This is a genomic window from Sphingomonas sp. Leaf198 (assembly GCF_001424005.1).
GTDB lineage: Bacteria > Pseudomonadota > Alphaproteobacteria > Sphingomonadales > Sphingomonadaceae > Sphingomonas.
Genome location: NZ_LMPX01000002.1, coordinates 914,817 through 938,169 on the forward strand (window position 1 = coordinate 914,817; position 23,353 = coordinate 938,169).

General features: G+C 66.2%; 18 protein-coding genes. 10 read left to right on the plus strand and 8 right to left on the minus strand.

All coding sequences use genetic code 11. From position 1 onward, the window contains the following. Positions 1–33 precede the first annotated feature (33 nt). The gene (locus ASG20_RS11300) at positions 34–1,638 is read left to right on the plus strand and encodes an amino acid permease (protein ID WP_056052108.1); all 1,605 of its coding nucleotides are present in this window, start codon (positions 34–36) and stop codon (positions 1,636–1,638) included. Positions 1,639–1,813: 175 nt separating this feature from the next. Here the strand turns inward: ASG20_RS11300 and ASG20_RS11305 are convergent, their stop codons facing one another. Further along, positions 1,814–2,827: an adenosine kinase gene (locus ASG20_RS11305; protein ID WP_056052111.1), complete on the minus strand. Its 1,014-nt coding sequence runs from the start codon at positions 2,825–2,827 to the stop codon at positions 1,814–1,816. A 179-nt stretch (positions 2,828–3,006) separates the two neighbouring features. Further along, the gene (locus ASG20_RS11310; protein WP_056052114.1) at positions 3,007–3,783 is read right to left on the minus strand and encodes a cyclase family protein; all 777 of its coding nucleotides are present in this window, start codon (positions 3,781–3,783) and stop codon (positions 3,007–3,009) included. Positions 3,784–4,005: 222 nt separating this feature from the next. Between ASG20_RS11310 and ASG20_RS11315 the strand changes: the two genes are divergently transcribed. The 3 genes from ASG20_RS11315 (at position 4,006) to ASG20_RS19395 (ending at position 6,079) form a co-directional block, all read left to right on the plus strand. Continuing rightward, a complete protein-coding gene (locus ASG20_RS11315; protein ID WP_056052117.1) occupies positions 4,006–4,725 on the plus strand; it encodes an EI24 domain-containing protein in 720 nt (239 codons plus the stop codon). Continuing rightward, the gene (locus ASG20_RS11320) at positions 4,722–5,093 is read left to right on the plus strand and encodes a hypothetical protein (RefSeq protein ID WP_056052121.1); all 372 of its coding nucleotides are present in this window, start codon (positions 4,722–4,724) and stop codon (positions 5,091–5,093) included. Before ASG20_RS11315 ends, ASG20_RS11320 begins: the two co-directional genes overlap by 4 nt. Before the next feature lie 341 nt (positions 5,094–5,434). Next, entirely contained in the window at positions 5,435–6,079 is a 645-nt protein-coding gene (locus ASG20_RS19395; RefSeq protein WP_156364248.1) for a hypothetical protein, read from the plus strand. Positions 6,080–6,159: 80 nt separating this feature from the next. On the opposite strand, the gene queG is transcribed toward ASG20_RS19395, so the two are convergent. Beyond that, positions 6,160–7,296, minus strand: a complete 1,137-nt coding sequence (gene queG / locus ASG20_RS11325) for a tRNA epoxyqueuosine(34) reductase QueG (protein ID WP_056052124.1) — start codon at positions 7,294–7,296, stop codon at positions 6,160–6,162. Positions 7,297–7,340: 44 nt separating this feature from the next. Here queG and ASG20_RS11330 point away from each other — a divergent pair, with 44 nt between their 5' ends. The 4 genes from ASG20_RS11330 to msrB all read left to right on the plus strand — a co-directional run bounded on the left by ASG20_RS11330 (position 7,341) and on the right by msrB (position 11,541). Beyond that, a complete protein-coding gene (locus ASG20_RS11330) occupies positions 7,341–8,267 on the plus strand; it encodes an ABC transporter ATP-binding protein (protein ID WP_443025924.1) in 927 nt (308 codons plus the stop codon). Then, positions 8,264–9,499 (plus strand): ABC transporter permease, encoded by a 1,236-nt coding sequence (locus tag ASG20_RS11335; protein WP_056052130.1) that lies wholly within the window; start codon positions 8,264–8,266, stop codon positions 9,497–9,499. The genes ASG20_RS11330 and ASG20_RS11335 overlap by 4 nt, the downstream gene beginning before the upstream one ends. Positions 9,500–9,658: 159 nt before the next feature. Then, positions 9,659–10,897 carry a cytochrome P450 gene (locus ASG20_RS11340; protein WP_056052133.1) on the plus strand — a complete coding sequence of 413 codons (1,239 nt, stop codon included), beginning with the start codon at positions 9,659–9,661 and terminating at the stop codon, positions 10,895–10,897. 146 nt (positions 10,898–11,043) lie between these two features. Then, positions 11,044–11,541 carry a peptide-methionine (R)-S-oxide reductase MsrB gene (gene msrB / locus ASG20_RS11345; protein WP_056052136.1) on the plus strand — a complete coding sequence of 166 codons (498 nt, stop codon included), beginning with the start codon at positions 11,044–11,046 and terminating at the stop codon, positions 11,539–11,541. 357 nt (positions 11,542–11,898) lie between these two features. Here the strand turns inward: msrB and ASG20_RS11350 are convergent, their stop codons facing one another. The 4 genes from ASG20_RS11350 to ASG20_RS11365 all read right to left on the minus strand — a co-directional run bounded on the left by ASG20_RS11350 (position 11,899) and on the right by ASG20_RS11365 (position 17,030). Beyond that, entirely contained in the window at positions 11,899–12,516 is a 618-nt protein-coding gene (locus ASG20_RS11350; RefSeq protein WP_082470900.1) for a CHAP domain-containing protein, read from the minus strand. Between the two features lie 136 nt (positions 12,517–12,652). After that, positions 12,653–14,533 (minus strand): M1 family metallopeptidase, encoded by a 1,881-nt coding sequence (locus ASG20_RS11355; protein ID WP_056052139.1) that lies wholly within the window; start codon positions 14,531–14,533, stop codon positions 12,653–12,655. A 210-nt stretch (positions 14,534–14,743) separates the two neighbouring features. Beyond that, positions 14,744–16,192 (minus strand): MFS transporter, encoded by a 1,449-nt coding sequence (locus tag ASG20_RS11360; protein ID WP_236698764.1) that lies wholly within the window; start codon positions 16,190–16,192, stop codon positions 14,744–14,746. Positions 16,193–16,202: 10 nt separating this feature from the next. After that, positions 16,203–17,030: an SDR family NAD(P)-dependent oxidoreductase gene (locus tag ASG20_RS11365; RefSeq protein ID WP_056052143.1), complete on the minus strand. Its 828-nt coding sequence runs from the start codon at positions 17,028–17,030 to the stop codon at positions 16,203–16,205. Between the two features lie 131 nt (positions 17,031–17,161). Here ASG20_RS11365 and ASG20_RS11370 point away from each other — a divergent pair, with 131 nt between their 5' ends. Then, on the plus strand, positions 17,162–17,950 hold the full coding sequence (locus tag ASG20_RS11370; protein WP_056052146.1) for an SDR family oxidoreductase: 789 nt from the start codon (positions 17,162–17,164) through the stop codon (positions 17,948–17,950). A 144-nt stretch (positions 17,951–18,094) separates the two neighbouring features. Here the strand turns inward: ASG20_RS11370 and ASG20_RS11375 are convergent, their stop codons facing one another. Next, positions 18,095–20,350: an NADP-dependent malic enzyme gene (locus ASG20_RS11375; protein WP_056052149.1), complete on the minus strand. Its 2,256-nt coding sequence runs from the start codon at positions 20,348–20,350 to the stop codon at positions 18,095–18,097. A gap of 415 nt (positions 20,351–20,765) precedes the next feature. On the opposite strand from ASG20_RS11375, the gene mutS reads away from it, so the two are divergent. Beyond that, a complete protein-coding gene (mutS, locus tag ASG20_RS11380; protein WP_056052152.1) occupies positions 20,766–23,345 on the plus strand; it encodes a DNA mismatch repair protein MutS in 2,580 nt (859 codons plus the stop codon). Positions 23,346–23,353 lie beyond the last annotated feature (8 nt).

Here is a 23,353-nt window from a genome sequence, read left to right on the forward strand (position 1 = left end):
ACCCGGCCCCCGCTATCCCCGGGGGACACCGCGTTGATTTTTGGTCGCGTAAAATCGCTGGACGCCATTCTGGCGACGGCAGAGAAAAAGGGGTTGGCGCGAACGCTCAGCGCGTTTCAGCTGACCCTGCTGGGCGTCGGCGCGGTGATCGGCACGGGTATCTTCGTGCTGACGTCCGAAGCCGCGCAGAAAGCCGGCCCGGGCATGTTGCTGAGCTTCGTCGTCGCTGGCTTCGTCTGTGCGGTGGCGGCGCTGTGCTATTCCGAACTCGCGTCGATGGTGCCGGTGTCGGGCTCCGCCTATACCTATACCTACGCGGTCACGGGTGAGCTGCTCGCCTGGATGGTCGGCTGGGCGCTGATCCTCGAATATGCGGTCGGCGCGAGTGCGGTCGCAGTCGGCTGGTCGAACCATCTGGCGGGGCTGCTCGACGGGATCGGCTTCCACATTCCCAACGGGTTGCGCAACGCCGACGCGCTGATGGCGCACGTCCAGGTCGCGTTCGGCGCGACGCCCAACGTCGATCTGCAGACCGCGATGACGGTCGGCGGCTTCATGAACCTGCCCGCGGTGATCATCATCGGCCTCGTCACGTGGCTGCTGGTGGTCGGCACGACCGAGAGCGCGCGCGTCAACGCGGTGCTGGTGCTGATCAAGATCGCCGCGCTGACCGCGTTCATCGCGCTGACGATTCCCGTGCTCCAGGCGGATAATTTCCATCCGTTCCTGCCCTACGGCGTCGGCAATCCGCTGAGCTCTTCGGGCGTCGGCGTGCTGGGTGCGGCGGCGTCGATCTTCTTCGCATATGTCGGGTTCGATGCGGTCTCGACCGCGGCGGAGGAGACGAAGAACCCGCAACGCAACGTGCCGATCGGGCTGATCGCCAGCCTCGGCATCTGCACATTGTTCTACCTGCTGGTCGCATCGGGCGCGATCGGTGCGATCGGCGCGAACCCGGTGACGACCGCCGATGGCGGCATCCTGGCACCGGGCTCGGCCGAGATGGCCGGGCGCTGCGCGGCGATCGTCGCAGGGGGCGCGATGGAGCCATTGGTCTGCTCGAAGGAAGCGCTCGTCCATGTGCTTCAGGTCATCAACTGGCCGATCATGGGTCGCCTGGTGGGTCTCGCCGCGGTGCTGGCGCTGCCGTCGGTCGTGTTGATGATGATGTTCGGCCAGACCCGCGTGTTCTTCACGATGGCGCGTGACGGGCTGTTGCCGGCGCGGCTCGCGTCGATCCATCCGAAGTTCCGCACGCCGCATGTCGTCACGATCGTGACGGGTATCGCCGCGGCGATCGCGGCGGCGATCTTGCCGGTCGGCAAGCTCGCGGATTATTCCAACGCGGGCACGCTGTTCGCGTTCATGATGGTGGCGATTTCCGTGATGGTGCTGCGCAAGACCGACCCCGGCCGCAAGCGTCCGTTCCGCACACCGGCGGTGTACATCGTCGCGCCGCTCGCGATCATCGGCTGCATCGGGCTGTATCTGTCGCTGCCGCTGACCGCCAAGCTGGTCTTGCCGGGCTGGGGCGCGATCGGGTTGGCGATCTACTTCCTCTACAGCCGCTCGCGCAGCCATGTCGGGCTGGGGATCGATGTCGACGACGTCGATACCGCGGCGCCGGGCAGCCACTGATCGAGCCCAAGAAAAAAGGGCCGCGGGAGGAAACTCCCGCGACCCTTTTTTTATGCCTTCAACCAACTCGTCATCCCCGCGCAGGCGGGGATCCATATCCTCAGCAGTTCGCGACTCTGTCGCGAGGCCAGCCAGTATGGGTTCCCGCCTTCGCGGGAATGACGGCGTGGTTGCCTCAGCCGATATGCTTGGCGGCGAGTGCCTTCATGTCGACCATCGGGCGGGCGCCGACATGGCTGATGATCTCGGCCGCGCAGACCGCACCGAGCTTCAGCGACGCCTGCAGGTCGTAGCCCTGCGCCTGACCGTGGAGGAAGCCCGCCGCGAACAGGTCGCCCGCACCGGTGGTGTCGACGACCTTGGCGATCGGCTCGGCCTTTACTTCGGCGCGGTTGCCGTTCTGAAGCGCGCAGGCGCCGTGCTCGCCGCGGGTGACGACCAGCGTCGGGACCTGTGCCGAGATCTTGGCGACCGCTGCGTCGAAGTCTTCCGTCTCTGCGAGCGCGGCGAGTTCACCCTCGTTCGCGAACAGGATGTCGATCAGGCCGTCAGACAGCAGCTGGCGGAAATCGCCGCCGTGGCGCGAGATGCAGAACACGTCGCTGAGCGTGAACGCGACTTTCCGGCCGGCATCGCGCGCGCAGTCGATCGCGGCGCGCATCGCGGCGCGCGGCTCCTCGGGATCCCAGAGATAGCCTTCGAGATACAGGATCGCGCTGTCGGCGATCATCGCTGTATCGATCGCGGCGGCGGGGAGGAACTGCCCTGCGCCGAGGAAGGTATTCATCGTGCGCTGGCCGTCGGGCGTCACGAAGATCAGGCAGCGCCCGGTGGTCGGGTCGCCGGCGCGGACGGGGGTGGCGAACTCGATGCCGATGCTGCGGACGTCATGCGCGAAGACCTGGCCGAGCTGATCGTCGGCGACCTGGCCGATGAACCCGCATTTGCCGCCGAGCGCAGCGATGCCGGCGACGGTGTTGGCCGCCGAGCCGCCGGAGATTTCCATGCCCGGGCCCATCTTGGCGTAGAGCGCGTCGGCCTCTTCCGACGAGAACATGAGCTGCATCGAGCCCTTGGCGACACCGATTTCCTCGATGAACGCGTCATCGGCGGTGCTGAGGATGTCGACGATGGCATTGCCGATCGCGACGACGTCGTAGGTGGGAGCGTCGGTGGTGGGGGTGGACAAGGGGAAGTCTCCGGGCGGACGGGAAAGCGTTGCCGTAAATCGCGGAAGGGATTGGCGCAACCGGCGCGGCAAGCGGGGCCGCGACCAGAGGTACGCGCCAAGACCTCACGCGAAACCCGGATCCTTGCTGGGGCTAAAGGTCGGGCGGTATCTCGGGAGATCCGAGATACCCGACGCAATCAGCCGTCAAGGATCGCGACGGCGCGGGTCCAGCCCGCCGACGCGGCGCGGATCTTGACCGGAAAGCAGGCGATCGTGAATCCGGTCGCTGGCAATTGCTCAAGATTGTGCAGCTTCTCGATGTGACAATAGCCGATGTCACGCCCGGCCTTGTGACCTTCCCAGATCAGCGTCGCATCGCCGCTCTCGGCATATCGGGCGGCGGTGTGCACGAACGGCGCGTCCCAGCTCCACGCGTCGGTTCCCGTGACGCGAACGCCCCGCTCGGTCAGGTACAGCGTTGCGTCGCGTCCCATGCCGCACCCCGACGCAACATAATCGTCGTGCCCGAACCGCATGCCCGCACGCGTGTTGATGACGACGATCTCCAGCGGCGACAGCGTGTGCCCGATCCTCTGCAGTTCCGCCTCGACGTCGGCAGCGCTGACGACATAGCCATCGGGGAAATGCCGGAAATCTAGCTTCACGCCGGACTGGAAGCAGCAGTCGAGCGGAACCTCGTCGATCGTGATCGCCCGCTTCCCGCCATCCATCGTCGAGGCATAGTGATACGGCGCATCGAGATGCGTGCCGTTATGCGTGATGAGCGTCACGCGCTCGATCGCCCAAGCCTCGCCATCGGGCAGGTCTGTAGCCTGCAACCCGGGGAAAAATCCCAGCAGACCGGGAATGGACGCCTTGTGATCGATATACTCGATATGAGGACCATGACCGGGAGGGTCCGACAGCACGTCGTTCTCCAGGAATACCGACAGATCGATGATCGTACGTGGCATGATGGTCTCCGTTCTATCGCCGTCGTGACGCAGGCTATCCTGCGCGGTGGCAAGATAGGTCCACGCCCAAACTGGTGCCGGATCGGGCCGATATTTGCTAGTCGTCGTGGATCCAGGATCGGTGGCTCGCCGTGTTCGCGGAACTGGTTATCCGTTAGTCGCGGGAGTCGCGCTAGCCAAAGCCGCGTTGACCTTCGCGCGACCGCGCGGCATCCCGAGCCGATGCTCCGTGCCCTCCTGCTTTCGCTTGGCCAGCTTACCGATCCGCCGGTGCTGCGCGTGTTCGTCAAGTCGATGATCGTCACGCTGCTCGTCTTCGCGCTGCTCGGTGTCGGCACGTGGTGGGGCACGCAAGCCGCACTGGCCGCGTGGTTCGACTGGCACGCCGACGGACTCGCGGCGGCGTTCGCGCTGTTCGTCACGATCCTCGCGCTGTGGCTGCTGTTCCGCGCGGTCGCGATCGCGGTCGTCGGGATCTTCGCGGACGAGGTCGTCGAAGCGGTCGAGGCGCGTCATTATCCGGACGCGCTGAAGACCGCCCGCCCCGTCGCGTTCGCGCGCAGCCTCGCAATGGGGCTCCGCTCGGCCGCCCGCGTCGTGCTCGTCAACCTGGTGATGCTGCCGGTCTATATCGCGCTGCTCGTCACCGGGGTCGGCACGGCGGCGGCGTTCTTCGTGGTCAATGGCTGGCTGCTCGGACGCGATCTGGGGGACATGGTCGCGGCGCGGCATATGGATGCGGCGGCGATGCGGGGCTGGCGTGCGACGACCAAGGGGAGCCGGTTCGTGCTGGGGCTTGCGAACACCGGGCTGTTCGTGGTTCCGATCCTCAACATCGCCGCGCCCGTGTTGGGGGCCGCGATGGCAACGCATTATCTCCACAGCCAGTATTCCCGCACCCCGTATTCCCGCACCCCGTATTCCCGCAAAGGCAGATCATGACGCGACTGACGACGATAGCGATCGCCTTGGCGCTCGGCGGCGGGCTGGCAGGTTGCGCCGCCCCGGTCGCGAAACCCGCGGTAGGCCGCCCCGCAATCCCCTATACGAGCGTCGGCCTGGAACGCGTCCTCGGCCAGGATGCCGCCGGCCTGACCAAGTTGTTCGGCCAGCCCGATGCCGACGTCCGCGAAGGCAGCGCGCGAAAACTCCAGTTCCAGAGCGGGATCTGCGTGCTCGACGCGTATCTCTATCCCAAGGGTTCGGACGCCCCCCGCGTCACCTATCTCGACGCGCGCGAACCCGACGGCAGCACGATCGACCGCGCCAGTTGCGTCGCCGCACTGACGCGGCGCGAGGGTGGACGGTAGCGGCGGGTTTTGCCCAATTGCGGACATCCCGGCCCATGATCGACGCTCCTGATTGCGGCCCTTCATTCATGTGCTGGATCGCGTCCGGACCCTGGCACGGTCAGCGTGGGCGGCACCCGTAAGCGCGTTCGTTTGCTTGGTTCGAGTACCGTCCATGGGTTCCACATACTACTAACAACCGACCGCTTAAGCTGCACTTTGGCCGCAATTACGATGCGGGCATCCAGAAATAGCGCTATGTGAATAGGGTGATCGAGACTGTTTGCGATACCAAGCGACAGGCAGCCACATCCCTCGTAGCTTATCCGCACGCTTTGTTATTTTAGCAACGGGTTGATCTGATGGTTTCTCAATCGTCGTTTCCGAAAACGGAGGATGATCTGCGAAAGGCGCTAGATCGCCAAATCTCAAATATGCGTCGATCGATGGCAGCGTACGATGAGGGCGCGATCGAGGAAGCCGAGCGGCTGGCCCAATCATGCTACGTGCTGTTGCAGGATGGAGGAGGTTCGCGATCTCTTTTAGGCCAACTCGGACTGAAACGCGCGCTTACATTTCCCAATTCCGAAATAAAATTGCCCGACCCCCCATCGGGAGGCGAGTTGATGCGTGCACCGCCATTAACTGTTCTTCAGTTAGGCCCTGAGGGCACCCGCATAGCGCCACTCTGCCAGATTGGGATGAACTTGGATGGTCTTCCATGGCTCAAGTTTGGAAAGTGGTGGGAACAAATCATCTATACGACAAGTAAAGGGCTAAAGCTTAAGCGAATGAACCTCGTTTTTTCCATGCGAAACCAAGACGGCGGGGGGCATGTTGATTCAAAGATAGATAATGAGAGCTATCATTGGCTAGGTTTCGACCTCGATCCTCGTATCCGGATAACCACCGAGGGGTCAAACCAACCAGTTACCGGCGCTCACTGGGCAACTATGCGACAAATCGCTTGGGAGGTTGACCAAGCTTTGCTCAGCTTGGCACTGTGATCTTTCGATAATACCTGATGCCGCCCGAAAGCCGCCAGTCCGCTCTCCTTTCCAAGTCGGACGTCGCTTGATCGTCACGTCTACGCGGCGGAGGTCCATTCGGCGATGACGGAGTCGTCGGCTTCTTGGGGTAGACGGCGGGTGCGCTCGGTCTGACAGCGCAGACCGTCGAGCCGGGCCAGCGACCATATCGCCGCGCCTCGGATCGAGGGGGCGGGATCGTCGAGCAGCGCGGCGACCGTGTCGGCCAACGCCGCATCGCCGCTGTTGCCCGCCGAGATCAGGGCGTTGCGGACCATCTTGTCACGACCGATACGCTTGATGGGGGAGCCGGCAAAGACCTGGCGGAAGCTCGCATCGTCGAGTGCGAGGATGTCGGCGAGTTCGGGCGCGACCAGTTCCGCGCGGGGGTGGAAGGCCAGGTTCGCGTTGGCGGCGGCGGCGAACTTGTTCCACGGGCAGACGGCGAGGCAATCGTCGCAGCCATAGATGCGGTTGCCGATCGCCGCGCGGAATTCATGCGGGATCGGGCCGGCATGCTCGATCGTCAGGTAGGAGATGCAGCGGCGGGCATCGAGCTGGTATGGCCGCGGGAACGCCGCGGTCGGGCATGCGGTCTGGCAAGCGTCGCAGCTGCCGCAGGTGTCGACGCCGCCCTTGTCCGGTTCCAGGTCGAGCGTCGTGTAGATCGCGCCGAGGAACAGCCAGCTGCCGTGCTCGCGGCTGACGAGGTTGGTGTGCTTGCCCTGCCAGCCGAGCCCGGCGGCTTCGGCGAGTGGCTTCTCCATCACCGGCGCGGTGTCGACGAACACTTTCAAGTCGAACGGCGGCAAGTCACGGCCAGCTTCAGCGGCAAGCCAACGGCCGAGCGCCTTCAACTGCCGCTTCACGACGTCGTGATAGTCCGGCCCCTGCGCATAGACCGAGATCCGCCCTACCCCGTCCTCATCCGCCAGCCGCAGCGGATCGTCCTTCGGCGCATAGCTCATGCCGAGCGCGATGACGCTGCGCACCTCGGGCCAGAGGCCGGCGGGGCTTTCACGGTGGTGCTTGCGCTCCTCCATCCAGATCATGTCGCCGTGACGCCCGTCCGCCAGCCATTGGTGGAGCCGTTCGCCAGCGCGCGGCGCCGCCCCCGCATGCGCGATCCCGCACGCGACGAAGCCCAGTTCCGCCGCTTTGGCCTTGAGCCTGTGTTCCAGCTTGTCTTGCGCCACGTCCGCCCGCTACCACGACGCCACCCTCGGGAGGAAGATTGCGCGTGAACGAAGAATGGGCGGTCACCGCGAGCGGGATCGTGAAGCGGTTCGGCGATCGGCGCGTGGTCGACGGGGTGGACATCATGGTGCCGCGCGGCTCGGTGTACGGCGTGCTCGGCCCCAACGGTGCGGGCAAGACGACGACACTGCGCATGCTGCTCGGGATCATCGAGCCGGACGAGGGATCGCGAACATTGCTCGGCTGCGACAATCCGCGCGATGCGAGCGACCGGGTCGGCTATCTGCCCGAGGAGCGCGGGCTGTATCCGGCGATGAAGGCGCGCGAGGCGATCGCATTCCTAGGGGCGTTGCGCGGGCTCGACTGGAAGACCGGGCGCGAGCGTGCAGTCGTGCTGATGGAAGCCGCCGGACTCGGCCATGCGGTCGACGAGAAGATCCGGAAACTGTCGAAGGGCATGGCGCAGCTGGTGCAGTTGCTCGGCTCGGTGGTGCATCAGCCCGATTTGCTCGTGCTCGACGAGCCGTTTTCGGGGCTCGATCCGGTCAATCAGGAACGGCTCGAGAAGTTGATCCTCAACGAGCGGGATCGCGGTGCGACAATCCTGTTCTCGACGCATATCATGAGCCATGCCGAGCGGCTGTGCGATCGGCTCGCGATCATCGCCGGCGGCAAGCGGCGGTTCGAGGGCACGGTCGCGGACGCTCGAGGGATATTGCCGCAACGCGTCCACTATACGCCGCACCGCCCCGATCCGGCGATCCGCGGCGTGCTGCCGGCGGACGCGGTAGCGGACGGGGATAGTTGGCGGTTCGAGCTGCCGAACGAGGGGATCGAGAGCTTGCTCGTACGGTTGATCGACGCGGGATACGGGATTTCGGGACTGTCGATCGAACGGCCCGGCTTGCACGAGGCATTCGTCCGGATCGTCGGCCAGCATGCTGACATGCCTGTGGAGGACGCAGCATGACCCGCTTCCGCCGCACCCTCCGCCAGACCTTCACGATCGCGCGGCGCGACTTCATCGCCACGGTGTTCACGCCGATCTTCCTGCTGTTCCTGTTCGCGCCGGCGATAATGGGCGCGTTCAGCGTGATCGGTGGCATGGGCGCGCGAAGCGCCGCCACTGGCGGACAGGACAAGACGCGGATCATCGCGATCGTCCCCGCAGCCGTCACGCGCCCGATCGCCGAGGCAGATACACGGCTGCGCAGCGTCTTCGGCGAAGACGACATGCCCCCCGGTATGACGACCGTTGCGCCGACCAACGATCCGAACGCTCAGGCGCGCGGGGCGTTCGAGACAAAGGACATCGATGCGGAGGCTGTGCTCTACGGCCCGCTCGATGCACCGCAAATTCTGTACGGGCCACGGGGACGTCCTTCGGCGGACTATCTCGGGCTGCTCGCACAGACGACGCTCGCCGCGCAGAAGCTCGGCGGCACGCTGCCCGCGATCGCGGCGACCAAGACGCAGATCACGCGCTCGACCACGTCGGTCGGCGGCCAGCATCAATCGGCGTTCTTCGCGGTGTTCGGGATCTTCTTCCTGACGCTGTTCCTGTCGGGGCAGGTCGTCGGCACGATGGCCGAGGAGCGCAACAACAAGGTGATCGAGGTGCTCGCCGCCGCGGTCCCGCTGGAGTCGGTATTCTTCGGCAAGCTGATCGGGATGTTCGGCGTTGCGGTGCTGTTCGTTGCGTTCTGGGGCACCGTCGTCACGCAAATCACGTCGCTGATGCCGGCGGGTGCGGCGGCAGCGCTCGGCGACCTGACGCCTGCGGTCGGCGCGCCGATGTTCGCACTGCTGTTCGCCGCGTATTTCAGCATGGCGTATCTGCTGTTGGGGTCGGTATTTCTGGGCGTCGGCGCGCAGGCCTCGACAATGCGCGAGATTCAGATGCTGTCGCTGCCGATTACGATCCTGCAAGTCGCGATGTTCGGTCTGTCGTCGGCGGCGGTCTCGCACCCCGGCAGCTGGATCGCCACCGCCGCCGAACTGTTCCCGCTGTCGTCGCCATTCGCAATGGCAGGCCGCGCGGCGAACTCGCCCGAGCTGTGGCCACACGTCGCGGCGCTTGCTTGGCAGGCTTTGTGGGTGACGATCTTTATAACGGTGGGGGCCCGCCTCTTCCGCCGCGGGGTGCTGCAATCGGGGAGTGCTAGGCCGTTCTGGCGACGCAAGGCTAAGGCAGTCGCTTAACCGTTCTCCTGCGAACGCAGGAGCTCAGGATCCCACCGCTCAGCGCTCGTTACCTTGGACTCCTGCGTTCGCAGGAGAACATGCGACTAACTACTAAGCGAGACTATTGACATAGGTGTCAGCAAAGCCTCTCCTGCGGCAAAACACGGGAGAGAGACGATGGCGACTCTGGCAAGAGACGTGGCGCAACACGCGGTCGATCCGCTCGACGTGAGCCGCGCCGAACTCTACCGCGACGACCTCTGGCAGGCGCCGTTCGCCCGGCTCCGTGCCGAGGCCCCCGTCCACTATGTCGAGCATTCCGACTACGGCCCCTATTGGTCGGTCTCCTCCTACAAGGGCATCGTCGAGGTCGAGTCGCTCCCCGATCTCTACTCGTCCGAGGCCGGCGGGATCACGATCGCCGATTTCATTGCCGAGCGCGACGTATCGATGCCGATGTTCATCGCGCGCGATCGCCCCGTGCATACCGGCCAGCGCCGCACCGTCGCGCCGGCCTTCACCCCCAGCGAGATGTCCCGGATGTCGGGCGATATTCGCAGGCGGACCGCCGACATGCTCGACAGCCTGCCGTGGAACACGCCGTTCGACTGGGTCGACACGGTCGCGATCGAACTCACCACGCAGATGCTCGCGATCCTGTTCGACTTCCCCTGGGCGGACCGGCGGAAACTGACGTTGTGGTCGGACTGGGCGGGCGATATCGAGATCGTCAAGAACGAGGAGCTCCGCGGTCAGCGGCTCGCATACATGTTCGAATGCGGATCGTATTTCAAAGGCTTGTGGGACGCGAAGATCGACAAGGCGCCGACGCCCGACCTGATCTCGATGATGATCCATTCGGACGCGATGAGCCATATGGATCACAACGAGTTCATCGGGAACCTCATCCTGCTGATCGTCGGCGGCAACGACACGACGCGCAATTCGATGTCGGCGCTCGCCTACGGCCTCGACCAGTTTCCGGAGTCGCGCACGAAGCTGGAGGCGGACCCGACGCTGATTCCCAACGCGGTGAGCGAGATCCTGCGCTGGCAGACGCCGCTCGCGCACATGCGCCGCACCGCGACCGCTGACGCGGAATTGATGGGGCAGCAGATCAAGGCGGGCGACAAGCTTGCGCTCTGGTACATCTCGGCGAACCGCGACGAGAGCGTGTTCGGCGACGATGCGGACGCGATCGTGGTGGATCGGCCGAACGCACGGCGGCATCTGGCATTCGGGCACGGCATCCACCGCTGCGTCGGCGCGCGGCTGGCGGAGATGCAGATCGCAATTTTGCTGGAGGAGATGGCCGCCCGCCGGATGCGGATCAACGTGCTCGCCGAACCGACGCGGGTCGCTGCGTGCTTCGTCCACGGGTATCGCACGCTGCCGGTTGAGATCAGTAAGTACTGACTCCCAACGCCCGTCATCCTGGGCTCGACCCAGGATCCAGAGCCCCGCACGGCCCGCTTGATACTCCGGATCCTGACTTTCGTCAGGATGACGGGGTGTTTCGGCCGCATCCTGTTCGCCGACGGAATCGTACTTATATCATGACTATGACCCAGCCCCCTTCAGACCGCCGCGCTTTCCTCACGCTTACCGGAGCGGGCGTCGCCGGCTTCGCGCTGTGGGGGTGCTCGTCGCAACCCGCGCAGGCTGCCGAGCGGTTCGAGGTGACGCTGACCGACGCGCAGTGGCGCAAGAAGCTGTCGCCCGACGCCTATGATACGCTGCGCAAGGAGGCCACCGAGCGGCCCTATTCGAGCCCCCTCAACGGCGAGCATCGTGCGGGCATCTTCTCGTGCGGCGGGTGTGCGTTGCCGAACTTCTCGTCGAAGACCAAGTTCGAGAGCGGTACCGGCTGGCCGAGCTTCTGGCAGCCCTTGCCGAATGCAGTGCGGACGCGGGTGGATTCGACGATGGGGATGGGGCGGACCGAGGTGCATTGCCGGCGCTGCGGCGGGCATCTGGGCCACGTGTTTGATGATGGGCCTAAGCCGACGGGGAAGCGGTATTGCATGAATGGCGATGCGCTGACGTTCAAGGCAGCCTGAGGCCGTTCAATTGAACGTGTTCGACGCATCACACTGCTGAGCAAATAGAGTGTTCCCCCGCGAAGGCGGGGGTCCAGACTGGGCTCCCGCCTTCGCGGAAGAACAAGAAGTTTAGTCGAACAGTGATCGCCCTTAGAAGACCCCCCCCGGCGAAGGCCGGGGTCCAGTTGGGGGACGCCGCTAACAAAGGTGGCGGTCTGGCACTTCGACCTTTCCAACTGGGCCCCGGCCTTCGCCGGGGTGGTGTCGTTAGGATAAGGTCGGTGCACTGATCCGTCGAAGTGTGATCGGCAGCGAGACTTCGATTTTAGAGCGTGGGCTGTCGATGGCGTCAGGCGACCATCAAAGAGACAAACCTCAGTTCGCCTCGTTCACCAGCGTGAAGATGCCGCGCGGATCGGTCGGGCCATGCTGGATCGTCGCAAGCTGCGTAGCGTTGGCGCGCTGAGTTGCGGAGACAGTGCGGCTCGCCATCTGGAACGACGGCTGCACCGGCGCATCAAGCGTATCGCCAGCAGGCGCGTGGCCCGAATAGATGAAGCCCTTGGTCGGGTAGGCCGAGGTGCCGAGGTCGCCCTGCGGACCGTACCAGACCTTGACCATGCTCCAGTCACCGGCAGCCGAAACATCGACCGCGCGGACGTTGGTCTCGATCGCGCCGGGGCGGGACCAGTTGGCATGCGTAAGGAGGACTTCGCGGTCGCTGACGACCTTCGAGACCATCGCGACATGGCCGACGCGCATCCGCGAGGTCGGCGAGAAGGCGAGGACCGAGCCGGCCTTCGGGGTGTGTCCACGCTCGTAGCGACCCTCGGCCTGGCTCCACCAGGTGTTGGCGTTGCCGCGGATTTCGATGCCCGACACCGAGCGAGCGAACGTCACGCACTGCCAGAACTGAGCCGCAGCAGGGGTGGCCGTCATCAGGCCGCACGATACCACCAGCGCAAAACGCGCTGCTAACGCCTTGAAATTCATCGAGACCCCCCGGCCAAAACCCGTTTGTCGCATTCTGGCTACGGGAGGTTGGATTTAATTGGAACCCGTGCGGGAACCATATCCGACGAAGCGTGTTACCGCGCCGACCAACGCCCGAAATGGCGTCCAGACAGGCTCAGTTCATGAGTTTCCAACCGGTTATGCGGTCCACCGTGACCTGCGTGACGGCGTGATAGCCCGGCCGCGCCTTGCCGTAGATCTCCATCGCGAGCTTGTGGCCCCAGTCGCCCAAGTCCATCATCTGCTGGAACAACGGCGCGACGAATTTACGCCTGCCCTGCGAGGTCAGGAACTGCTCGGCAGAGGCGTCGGCGGGCGCATAGTGATTGGCAAGCGCGAGTTGCAGCCAGGCGAAGCGGATCTCGGCATTGCCCGTCGTGTTCCAGCCGAACGCGGTATCGAGCGTCTTCAACCGCTCGGCCGGGAGTTTCCGCGGTAACTGCGTGATGAACCGCGTGATCTCCTGCGTGGTCGCTTTGCCCGGAACGCCCGACACTGGCCCGCCTGCCGCATACGCCTTCGCCGCCGCATCGACCGCGGGGAAGGCGGCGGACGTCACGTGCACCGCGTTCGCAGGGATGCCGGGGCTGTAGACCCACGCATCGACGCCGATCGTCTTGGCTTCGGCGGGGGTGAGCAGCTTCGACTTGAGGTCGGCGAGGAAGCCGGCGCTGGTCTGCGGCTGGAAGGCGTGGCGGTCGAAATAGCTGCGCAGATACGCGTCCCACCGGGCGCGTCCGACCTGTTTCTCGATCGTGCGGAGGAAAGCTGCGCCCTTGTCGTAGGCGATCTGCGTCATGCCGTCGTCGGGATCGCGCGCGGCGTCGAGGTCTAGGTGGAGCTGTGTGTCCTTCGCGGCGGGGCCACCGGCGTCCTTCACCGCGGCGAGCATGTCGGTCCAGGCGAGGTCGGCCTCCATGTCGGCGCGGCGCTTGCCGTACAGCGCTTCCATGATCCGGTTCTCGAAATAGCTGGTGAAGCCTTCGTTGAGCCAGAAATCGTCCCATGTCGCGTTGGTCACGAGGTTGCCCGACCAGCTGTGCGCGAGTTCGTGCGCGATCAGCGAGACGAGGCTGCGGTCGCCGGCGATCGCGGTCGGCGTGGCGAAGGTAAGCGTCGGGTTCTCCATGCCGCCGAACGGGAACGACGGCGGCAGGACCAGCACGTCATAGCGACCCCAGCGATACGGGCCGTACAGCCCTTCGGCGGCGGCGACGAATTTTTCGAGCTCGCCGAATTCATACGCGGCCTTGGGCAGGGTCGCAGGTTCGGCCCAGATGCCGGTGCGCGGGCCGGTCGACTTGAACGCGATGTCGCCGACCGCGAGCGCGATCAGATACGGCGCGACGGGCTTGTCCATCTTGTACTGGAACGTGCAGCGATCGGCAGCGCAGGTCGGCTTGCCGGTCGCGAGCCCGCTCATCACCGCGGTGAGTTGCTTGGGAACGGCGATCTTCGCTTCCCAGGTCTGCCGGATGCCGGGGGAGTCCTGCGTCGGGATCCAGCTGCGATTGAGGATCGCCTCGCCCTGGCTGAACAGGAACGGCTGTTTCTTGCCTGCGGTCTGCGCGGGGGTGAGCCATTGCAGCGCCTTCGCGTCGGGCGACGACGCGTAGGCGATGCGGATTGTCTTCGCGCCGTTGAGCGTGACGGTGAGCGGCGCACCGTGAATCTTGTCGACCGCGCCGACCGAGTAGGGGAGAGGCTTGCCGGCGGCGTCGGTGATGTTGACGATCTTCAGCCCGTTGTCGTCGAGCACGACCTGCTTCGCGCCGGGAGCCGCGAGGATGTCGAGCGTGGCGATGCCGCGAATGACGTGGGTGTCGAAGTCGGCGGCGAGATCTAGCGCGACATGCGTGACGCGCGCCTCGGCGGGGCGGGCGTAGCTGTGCGGGTCGTGCGCGTCGGGGGTGGTAAGGACCGGTGCGACCGTCTGCGCGACGGCGGGGGATGCGAGGACGAGACCGAGGGCGGTGGCTAGGGCGGGGATGCGCATGGGAACTCCGATGTCGCCGTTCCAAGGGGAAGGGGAAGGCCAAGCGCCGGTCCTACCGCCTTGCCACTCTCGCTGGAAGAGCGGCGGTCACCGTCCTGCTCCCCTCCCTGGAAGGGAGGGGTTGGGGGGTGGGTCGGTCTGTTGGCTGACGGAGCACTGCCCAAGCGGCCGCCCCACCCCCGGCCCCTCCCTTCCAGGGAGAGAGGAGGTTTACGGTTCGCGCGGGGCTGCATCGACGATGGGCGCGCCTGCCAGTCTCGCCAGCCGCGCTTCATGCTCTACCCGCCCAAACGGAAACCGCGAGAAGAAGAACGCCGAGACGCACGCCAGCACGATATAAAGGCCGGCATAGATCAACGTAAGCCGGTCGATCGTCTCCACCGGCACGGTCCCCGGCATGGCCTTGGCCGGGAACCCCGCCACCGCGAGGATCATGCCGGCGAAGAATATCCCGATCCCGCTCGTGCATTTCTGGACGAAGAACGAGCCCGCGAAGAACACGCCTTCCGACCTCCGCCCCGTCTTTGCCTCCGAATCCTCGACCACGTCCGCCATCATCGACGCGCCGAGGATGAACCCGGTGACGTTCGACGCGGTGCCGAGGATGAAGAACCCGAACAGCATCGGCAGCAGCGAGGGCTCGCCCACCTCCGGAAACACGCCAAGCATCCGCAACCAATAGGGCGACGTGTTGAGCGCCGCGCCGAGCAGCACCGCGCCCATCGCCGCCTTGGGCTTGCTCCCCGTCCTGCCGAGCCGGGGCGCGGCGAGGAACGCGAGGAACACGCCCGAGAACAGCGCGATCGTCAGGTAGACGAACACCGGCCGCTTGAAGCCCCAGACATAGGTGTAGAGGTAGTTCGACATCGCGTAGCTGATGCCCTGGATCGTGTACGCGCAGACCCCCGCCGCCATCAGGATCGCGAACGCGCGGTTCTTCACCGTCTGGCGCAGTTCGGCGAAGGATTCGCGCAAGGTCTGCTTGGCGATCGGCGGGTTCGGCAGATGCCTGATCTCGTGATGCGTGCCGAGCGCGGAGACGAGGATCGCAACGCCGATGAAGACCGCGCCCGCCAACGCGAAGCCGCCGTATCCGGCACGGTTGAGCAGGCCGTTCGGGAACGCCGCGGTCGGCGCGAGGAAATACTGGTACGCCGACAGCAGCATCAGCAGCCCGCCGACCCAGCCGAACAGATAGCGATACGCCATGATCCGGGTGCGCTCGTCATACCCCGACGTCAGCTCGGGCGTCAGCGCGACCGACGGCACCTCGTAGCAACTCACCGCGCTGCGCACGATCACCGCCATGACGAACAGCCAGATCAGCGTCTGCGGCTCGGACATCACCGAAGGCGGGTTCCACAGCAGCAGCCAGCCGACCATGATTGGCAGCGCAGACGCGTACATCCATGGGTGCCGCCTTCCCCACCGCGTCCGCGTGCGATCGGAGAAGAACCCCACCGCGGGATCGACGAACGTATCGATCAGCAGCGCCATCATGATGACGAGGCCAACGGTCGCGGAGGGCAGCCCGACGACCTGGTTGTAGAACAGCAGCAGGAACGTGCCGAACCCGGCGTCCTTTACCCCGTACGCGACCGCGCCGAAGCCGTAGCTTGCCATCGTGCCGTTGGAGAGGCGGCGGGCGGGTGCGCTCATGACGCGGCGGTCATTTCAGCTTGTCGAGCATGGCGAACAGCGAGGGTTGCGCGGGGTCCCAGCTCGGCCGCGTGCCGATCGTCATGCCGCCGTCGACGAGGATGTGCGTGCCGGTGATGAAGCTCGCGTCGTCGCTGGCGAGGAACGCGACCGCGGCGGCGATGTCCTCGCTGGTGCCGGGGCGGCGAATCGGCTGTGCGTCGGCGGCGATATGCGCGATCATCGCGTCGGCCTGCGACGTCTTGGCGGCGTCGAGTTCGAGCGTGCGCGTGAAGATGTTGGTGACGATGAAGCCGGGGACGACGGCGTTCACGCGGATCCTGTGCTGCGCGAGATCGGCGGCGGCCTGCTTGGTCAGGTGGAGGACGCCGGCCTTGGCGGTGGAATAGGCGGTCGGCGCATAGCCGGTGCCGAGCGCGGATACCGACGAGGTGTTGACGATCGCGCCGCCGCCGCGCTTCGCCATGAGGGGTGCGGCGTAGCGGATGCCGAGTGCGACCGAGCGGAGGAGGAGTGCCTGGGTGCGGTCCCAATCCTCGGGGGAAATCTCGCCGATCGGGTCGCGCGAGCCGCCCGCGCCGGCGTTGTTGAACAGGATGTCGAGCCCGCCCGCGTCGTCGGCGGTCTGCATCAACGCCTCGATATCACCGGCCTGGAGCACGTCGGTACGCTGGAAGAGTATCCGCCCGCCGGACGCGTCGGTGATCGCGTGGCCGCCGGCCTCGTCGATGTCGCCGATCAGCACGGTGGCGCCTTCGTCGGCGAGTCGGAGTGCGGTCGCCCGGCCGATGCCGGACGCGCCGCCGGTCACAACGGCACGCTTGCCAGAAAACCTCACACGCTCTCTCCTGCTCTTTTGGCGAGCATAGTACGGGCGCCGCACTCGTCAATGACGGCTGGTTCGAAAAACGGGTTTGCGGCGGACGGCGCTCGGCGATACCAAGCGCGCAAACATTCGGAGGATGCGTGATGGATACGACCAACCTGTTCCGGCTCGACGGCCGCGTCGCGCTGATCACCGGCGGCAGCCGCGGGATCGGCAAGATGATCGCCGCCGGCTTCATCGCGCAGGGGGCCAAGGTGTATATCTCGTCGCGGAAAGCCGATGTTTGCGAGGCGGCGGCGGCGGAACTCGGGCCGAACTGCATAGCGTTGCCGCAGGACGTCTCGACGGTGGCGGGGTGCAAGGCGCTGGCCGAGCAGTTCGCCGAGCATGAGTCGCAGCTCGATATCCTTGTGAACAACGCAGGCGCGGCGTGGGGCGTGCCGTTCGAGGAGTTTTCGGAGGTCGGCTGGGACAAGGTCATGGACCTCAACGTGAAGTCGCCGTTCTTCCTGACGCAGGCTCTGCATGCAGCGTTGAAGGCTTCTGGGTCGCGCGAACGGCCTGCGAAGGTGATCAACATCACCTCGATCGACGGGCAGCGGCTGAACCCGTGGGAGACGTACAGTTATCATGCGTCGAAGTCGGCGCTGATTTACCTGACCAAGCGGATGGCGGCGCGGCTGGTGACGGATTCGATCAACGTGACGTCGATCGCACCGGGCGCGTTTGCGAGCGACATGAACAAGGCGGCGCGGGATCACGGGGATGCGGTGGCGCAGGGGATCCCGGCCAAGCGAGTCGGGGTGGACGAGGATATGGCCGGCGCGGCGATCTATCTTGCCAGCCGCGCGGGGGATTATGTGATCGGCGAGACGATCACGGTGGATGGCGGCCTCGTCCACGCATCGCTGGGAACGTCGATCGACGCCTAGCTTCTAAACCCTCTCCCTTCGGGGAGAGGGAGGGGCCCGCCGCGCAGCGGTGGGAGGGTGAGGGCACGGGCTGTTTTACGCACGTGCCCTCACCCTCGCTTGCTTCGCAAGCTTCCCTCTCCCCCAAGGGGAGAGGGGTTAGAGTTACCGGGCGATACCGCCTGCTGCGAGAACGGCCAGCGTCACCAGTTCGCTCGCGGTCGACGTCATCGGTGCAACCTGCACCGGCTTCTCCATGCCGATCAGCATGGGCCCGATGACCGAGTCCCCACCCAGCTCCCGCAACAACTTCGCCGAGATATGCGCCGACTGAAGCCCCGGCATGATCAGCACGTTCGCCGGCCCAGACAGCCGCGCAAACGGATAGTTCGCCAGCTGCTTCGGGTTCAGCGCGACGTCGGGCGCCATCTCGCCCTCATATTCGAACCCGACCTTGCGCCCGTCGAGCACCGTCACCGCATCACGGATATTGTCGAGCCACTCCCCCTTCGGATTGCCGAAGTTCGAATAGCTGAGGAACGCCACGCGGGGCTCATGCCCCATCCGCCGCGCGACCGCCGCGGTCTGCTCGGCGAAGTCGGCCAGCTGCTCGGCAGTCGGGCGTTCGTTGACCGTCGTATCGGCAATGAACACCGTGTGGCTCTGGCCGACCAGCAGGTGGATGCCGAACGGCGTCTTCCCCGCGGCCGGATCGATCACGCGGTAGATCTGGCGCATCGTCTCGCCATAGGTGCGCGTGATGCCGGTGATCATCGCATCGCCTTCGCCGAGCTGGAGCAGCAGCGCACCGAAGATGTTGCGGTCCTGGTTGACCATCCGCTCGCAATCGCGGCGCAGGTAGCCCCGCCGCTGAAGCCGCGAATACAGGAAGTCGACCATCCGCGGCACGAGCGGCGAGACGCGGCTGTTGTGAAGTTCGAAGCTCTCGGGATCGGTGACGCCGAGCGCGCGCAACCGGTCGGGCACGTCGTCGCGACCGACCAGCACCGGGGTGCCGTAGCCGCCTTCCTTGAACGCGATGGCGGCGCGGAGGACGACTTCCTCCTCGCCTTCCGCGAAGATCACGCGCTTGGGATGCGCGCGGGCGCCCTCGTACGCCATCGACAGGACCGAAGTGGTCGGGTTGAGGCGCGCGCGGAGAGAATGACGATACGCTTCGATATCGAGGATCGGCTTGGTCGCGACGCCCGAAGCCATCGCCGCCTTGGCGACCGCGACAGGGACGACTTCCATGAGGCGCGGATCGAACGGCGCGGGGATGATGTACGCAGGGCCGAAGCTGTGGCTGACGCCGTATGCCGCGGCGACTTCCTCGGGCACGCGTTCGCGGGCCAATTCCGCGATCGCGTTGGCGGCGGCGATCTTCATCGCGTCGTTGATACCGGTTGCGCGGACGTCCAGCGCACCGCGGAAGATGAACGGGAAGCCGAGCACGTTGTTGACCTGGTTTGGATAGTCAGAGCGACCGGTCGCGACGATCGCATCGGGGCGCGCGGCCATCGCCAGTTCGGGGCGAATCTCCGGCTCGGGGTTGGCCATCGCGAAGATGATCGGTGCGGGCGCCATGTCCTTGACCATCTCCGGCGTCAGCGAGCCCGCCGCCGAGAGCCCGAGGAACACGTCGGCGCCGACCAGCGCCTCGGTCAGCGTGCGCGTTTCGGTCACCGCGGCGTGCGCCGACTTCCACTGGTCGACGCCCTCGCGGCCCTGGTAGATCACGCCTTTCCGGTCGCAGAGGATGACGTTGTCGCCGCGCACGCCCATCGCTTTCACGAGTTCGGTGCAGGCGATCGCCGCGGCGCCCGCGCCGTTGACGACGATCTTGACCTCGGACAGTTTCCGCCCGGTCAGCAGACACGCGTTGATCAGGCCGGCGGCGGTGATGATCGCGGTGCCGTGCTGGTCGTCATGGAAGACGGGAATGTTCATCCGCTCGCGCAGGGCCTGCTCGATGATGAAGCATTCGGGCGCCTTGATATCCTCGAGGTTGATCCCGCCGAAGGTCGGCTCCATCAGCTCGACCGCGTCGATGAAGCGGTTCACGTCCTCGGTCTTCAGCTCGATGTCGATCGCGTCGACGTCGGCGAAGCGCTTGAAGAGCACCGCCTTGCCTTCCATCACCGGCTTGCTGGCGAGCGGCCCGAGATTGCCCATGCCGAGGATCGCGGTGCCGTTCGAGATCACCGCGACTAGATTCCCCTTCGCGGTGTAATCGTAGACCGTGGCGGGATCGTCATAGATCGCCTGCACCGGCACCGCGACGCCGGGCGAATAGGCGAGCGCGAGATCGCGCTGCGTCGCCATCGGCTTCGACGCGATGATCTCGATCTTCCCCGGGCGGCCTTCCGAGTGGAAGAGCAAGGCTTCGCGTTCGGAAAATTGCAGCGTTTCGTCGGACATGGGCGGGCCTCGCACGGTCGTTAGGTTTGGAGGACCTTCTAGGCAGGTGGTCGCCGTTCGTCACCCCGGACACTTCGCCCTAGTGGGTGGCCGCCTACCAGCACCACCCCGGCGAAGGCCGGGGCCCAAGTGGAGTAACGACGGACTGCGCTTCGTTATTACCGCCCCCCAATTGGACCCCGGCCTTCGCCGGGGTGGTAATGGTGCGGGAGTGGTAGAAACTCCTTCTCCCCCTCGGGGAGAAGGTGGCGCGCCTGCGCCGGATGAGGGGCGATTGGGTCACGCGCCCGAGCCTCACACCCCCTCACCCTCCCACGCTGCGCGCGGGCCCCTCCCTCTCCCCGAGGGGAGAGGGGTTTTATGATGTCGGCGTTTTCGCTACCCGCGCTTGATGTCGCACCCCGCTCCTACCCCCATGATGACGCAGTATCTCGGCCTGAAGGCGGAGGCGCAGGATTGCCTGTTGTTCTACCGGATGGGCGATTTCTTTGAGCTGTTCATGGACGATGCGCGGATCGCGGCGGGGGTGCTCGACATCGCGCTGACCGCACGCGGCGAGCATGAGGGCAAGCCGATCCCGATGTGCGGCGTGCCGGTGCATGCGGCGACGGTGTACCTACAACGCCTGATCAAGGCCGGTCACCGGGTTGCGATCGCCGAGCAGGTCGAGAGCCCGGCGGAGGCGAAGGCGCGCGGTGGGTCTAAGGCGCTGGTAGCGCGCGCGATCGTCCGTGTGGTGACGGCGGGGACGCTGACCGAAGAGGCATTGCTCGACGCGCGCTCGGACAATTGGTGCGTCGCGATCGGCGAGGCTGGCGGGTCGGTGGCGATCGCCGCCGCGGACGTGTCGACCGGGCGGTTCGAGATCGTCGAGGTTGCGGGCGACGCGGTCGAGGCGGAACTCGCTCGCCTCGGCGCGGCCGAGGTCGTGGCGTCGGAGGCGAGCGTGTTCGAGGAAGCCGCAACGACGCTGCGCCCGAAGACCGACTTCGACAGCGGCGCGGGCGAGGCTCGGCTGAAGCGGCTGTACGGCGTGGCGACGCTCGACGGGTTCGGGCAGTTCGGTCGCGCGGGCCTCGCCGCGGCGGGCGGGCTGGTCGCGTATCTGGAGCATAACGCGAAGGGCACGATGCCCTTCCTCCGCCCCCCGCGGCTCGGGCGGGCGGCGGAGACGATGGCGATCGACGCCGCCACCCGCGAGAGCCTGGAGCTGACCTGCACCACTGGCGGCGTGCGGAAGGGGAGCCTGCTCGACGCGGTCGACCGGACGGTGACGGGGGCCGGCGCGCGGTTGCTCGGCGCGGATCTCGGCGCGCCGTTGATGGACAAGGCGGCGATCGATGCGCGGCTCGATCTGGTGCGGCTGTTCCATGACGACCAGGCGGCGCGGGAGCGGTTGCGCTCGACGTTGCGGGCGCTGCCGGACATCGGGCGGGCCCTCGGAAGGCTGGCAGCCGGGCGCGGCGGCCCGCGCGATCTTGGGCAGTTGCGCGCCGGGCTGGACGGGGCGTGGAGCCTCGGCGAGCGGATGGACGCGATCGTCGATCCGCCGGTGCTGCTCCGGGACCTCGCGCCAAGGTTGCGCGGCCACGGCGCGCTGATCGACCTGCTGAAGCGCGCGCTGGTGCCGTCGCCACCGATCGAGGCCTCGGACGGCGGGTATATCGCGGCAGGCTATGACGCCGCGCTCGACGATCTGCGCGATGCAGGGGCTGGCGGGCGGCGGGCGATCGCCGCGCTGGAGGCGGAGTTTCGCACCGCGACCGGCGTCACCGCGCTGAAGATCCGCCACAACGGCGTGCTCGGCTATCATGTCGAGGTCCCCGCGCGCGCGGCGGATCCTCTGATGAAGCCGGAGAGCGGCTTCACGCATCGCCAGACGCTCGCGGGCGTGGTCCGGTTCAACACCCCTGCCCTGCACGAGGTCGCGGCGAAGGTGTCGCAGGCCGGCGCACACGCACTGGCGGCAGAGGCGGCGCATCTCGAGGAACTCACCGCGCAGGCCTTGGCGGGGCGCGAGGCGATTGCGGCGACGGCAGATGCGTTGGCGCGGTTGGACGTCGCGGCGGGGCTGGCGGAGCGTGCGGCGGAAGGCGCCTGGGCGCGGCCTTCGCTGGTCGATCACGCGTGTTTCGAGATCGAGGGCGGCCGGCATCCGGTGGTCGAGGCGGCGGTGGCGAAGTCGGGCGACCGGTTCGTCGCCAACGACTGCAACCTGTCGGAGAGTTCGCGGCTGTGGCTCGTCACCGGCCCGAACATGGGCGGTAAATCGACCTTCCTCCGCCAGAACGCGCTGATCGCGGTCCTCGCGCAGGCCGGGTCGTACGTGCCCGCGACCAGGGCCACGCTGGGTCTTGTCGACCGCCTGTTCAGCCGCGTCGGTGCCTCCGACAACCTCGCGCGCGGGCGGTCGACGTTCATGGTCGAGATGGTCGAGACCGCGGCGATCCTCGCGCAGGCGACGCCGCGGTCGTTCGTGATCCTCGACGAGGTCGGCCGCGGCACCTCGACCTATGACGGGCTCGCGATCGCCTGGGCGGTGGTCGAGGCGATCCACGAGGACAATCGCTGCCGCTGCTTGTTCGCGACGCATTATCACGAGCTGACTCGGTTAGCGGAGCGGTGCGAGGCACTGTCGCTGCATCATGTCCGCGCGCGCGAGTGGAAGGGCGAGCTGGTGCTGCTCCACGAACTCGCCGACGGGCCGGCAGATCGGAGCTATGGGCTGGCGGTCGCGCGGCTGGCGGGGATGTCGCCGGTCACGGTGGCGCGCGCGAAGGCGGTGCTGGCGAAGCTCGAGGCCGGACGCGCGAAGACGGGAGGGCTCGCAGCGGGGCTGGACGACCTCCCGTTGTTCGCCGCCGCCGCACAGGTCGAGGAAGCGGCGTGCGACGTGCTGCGCGAGGATCTGGCGAAGCTAGACATCGATGCGATGAGCCCGCGGGATGCGCTGGACGCGCTGTACCGATTGAAGGCTTTGGCGAACGAGGGCTAACTCTCCGT

Excerpts from the sequence above, each read along its gene's own strand:
- msrB (WP_056052136.1), top strand. The coding sequence starts at position 11,044 with ATGACCCAGCCCCCTTCAGACCGCCGCGCTTTCCTCACGCTTACCGGA.
- ASG20_RS11360 (WP_236698764.1), bottom strand. The coding sequence starts at position 16,192 with ATGAGCGCACCCGCCCGCCGCCTCTCCAACGGCACGATGGCAAGCTAC.
- ASG20_RS11355 (WP_056052139.1), bottom strand. The coding sequence starts at position 14,533 with ATGCGCATCCCCGCCCTAGCCACCGCCCTCGGTCTCGTCCTCGCATCC.
- ASG20_RS11375 (WP_056052149.1), bottom strand. The coding sequence starts at position 20,350 with ATGTCCGACGAAACGCTGCAATTTTCCGAACGCGAAGCCTTGCTCTTC.
- ASG20_RS11320 (WP_056052121.1), top strand. The coding sequence starts at position 4,722 with ATGACGCGACTGACGACGATAGCGATCGCCTTGGCGCTCGGCGGCGGG.
- ASG20_RS11335 (WP_056052130.1), top strand. The coding sequence starts at position 8,264 with ATGACCCGCTTCCGCCGCACCCTCCGCCAGACCTTCACGATCGCGCGG.
- ASG20_RS19395 (WP_156364248.1), top strand. The coding sequence starts at position 5,435 with ATGGTTTCTCAATCGTCGTTTCCGAAAACGGAGGATGATCTGCGAAAG.
- ASG20_RS11340 (WP_056052133.1), top strand. The coding sequence starts at position 9,659 with ATGGCGACTCTGGCAAGAGACGTGGCGCAACACGCGGTCGATCCGCTC.
- ASG20_RS11310 (WP_056052114.1), bottom strand. The coding sequence starts at position 3,783 with ATGCCACGTACGATCATCGATCTGTCGGTATTCCTGGAGAACGACGTG.
- ASG20_RS11350 (WP_082470900.1), bottom strand. The coding sequence starts at position 12,516 with ATGAATTTCAAGGCGTTAGCAGCGCGTTTTGCGCTGGTGGTATCGTGC.
- mutS (WP_056052152.1), top strand. The coding sequence starts at position 20,766 with ATGATGACGCAGTATCTCGGCCTGAAGGCGGAGGCGCAGGATTGCCTG.
- ASG20_RS11315 (WP_056052117.1), top strand. The coding sequence starts at position 4,006 with ATGCTCCGTGCCCTCCTGCTTTCGCTTGGCCAGCTTACCGATCCGCCG.
- ASG20_RS11370 (WP_056052146.1), top strand. The coding sequence starts at position 17,162 with ATGGATACGACCAACCTGTTCCGGCTCGACGGCCGCGTCGCGCTGATC.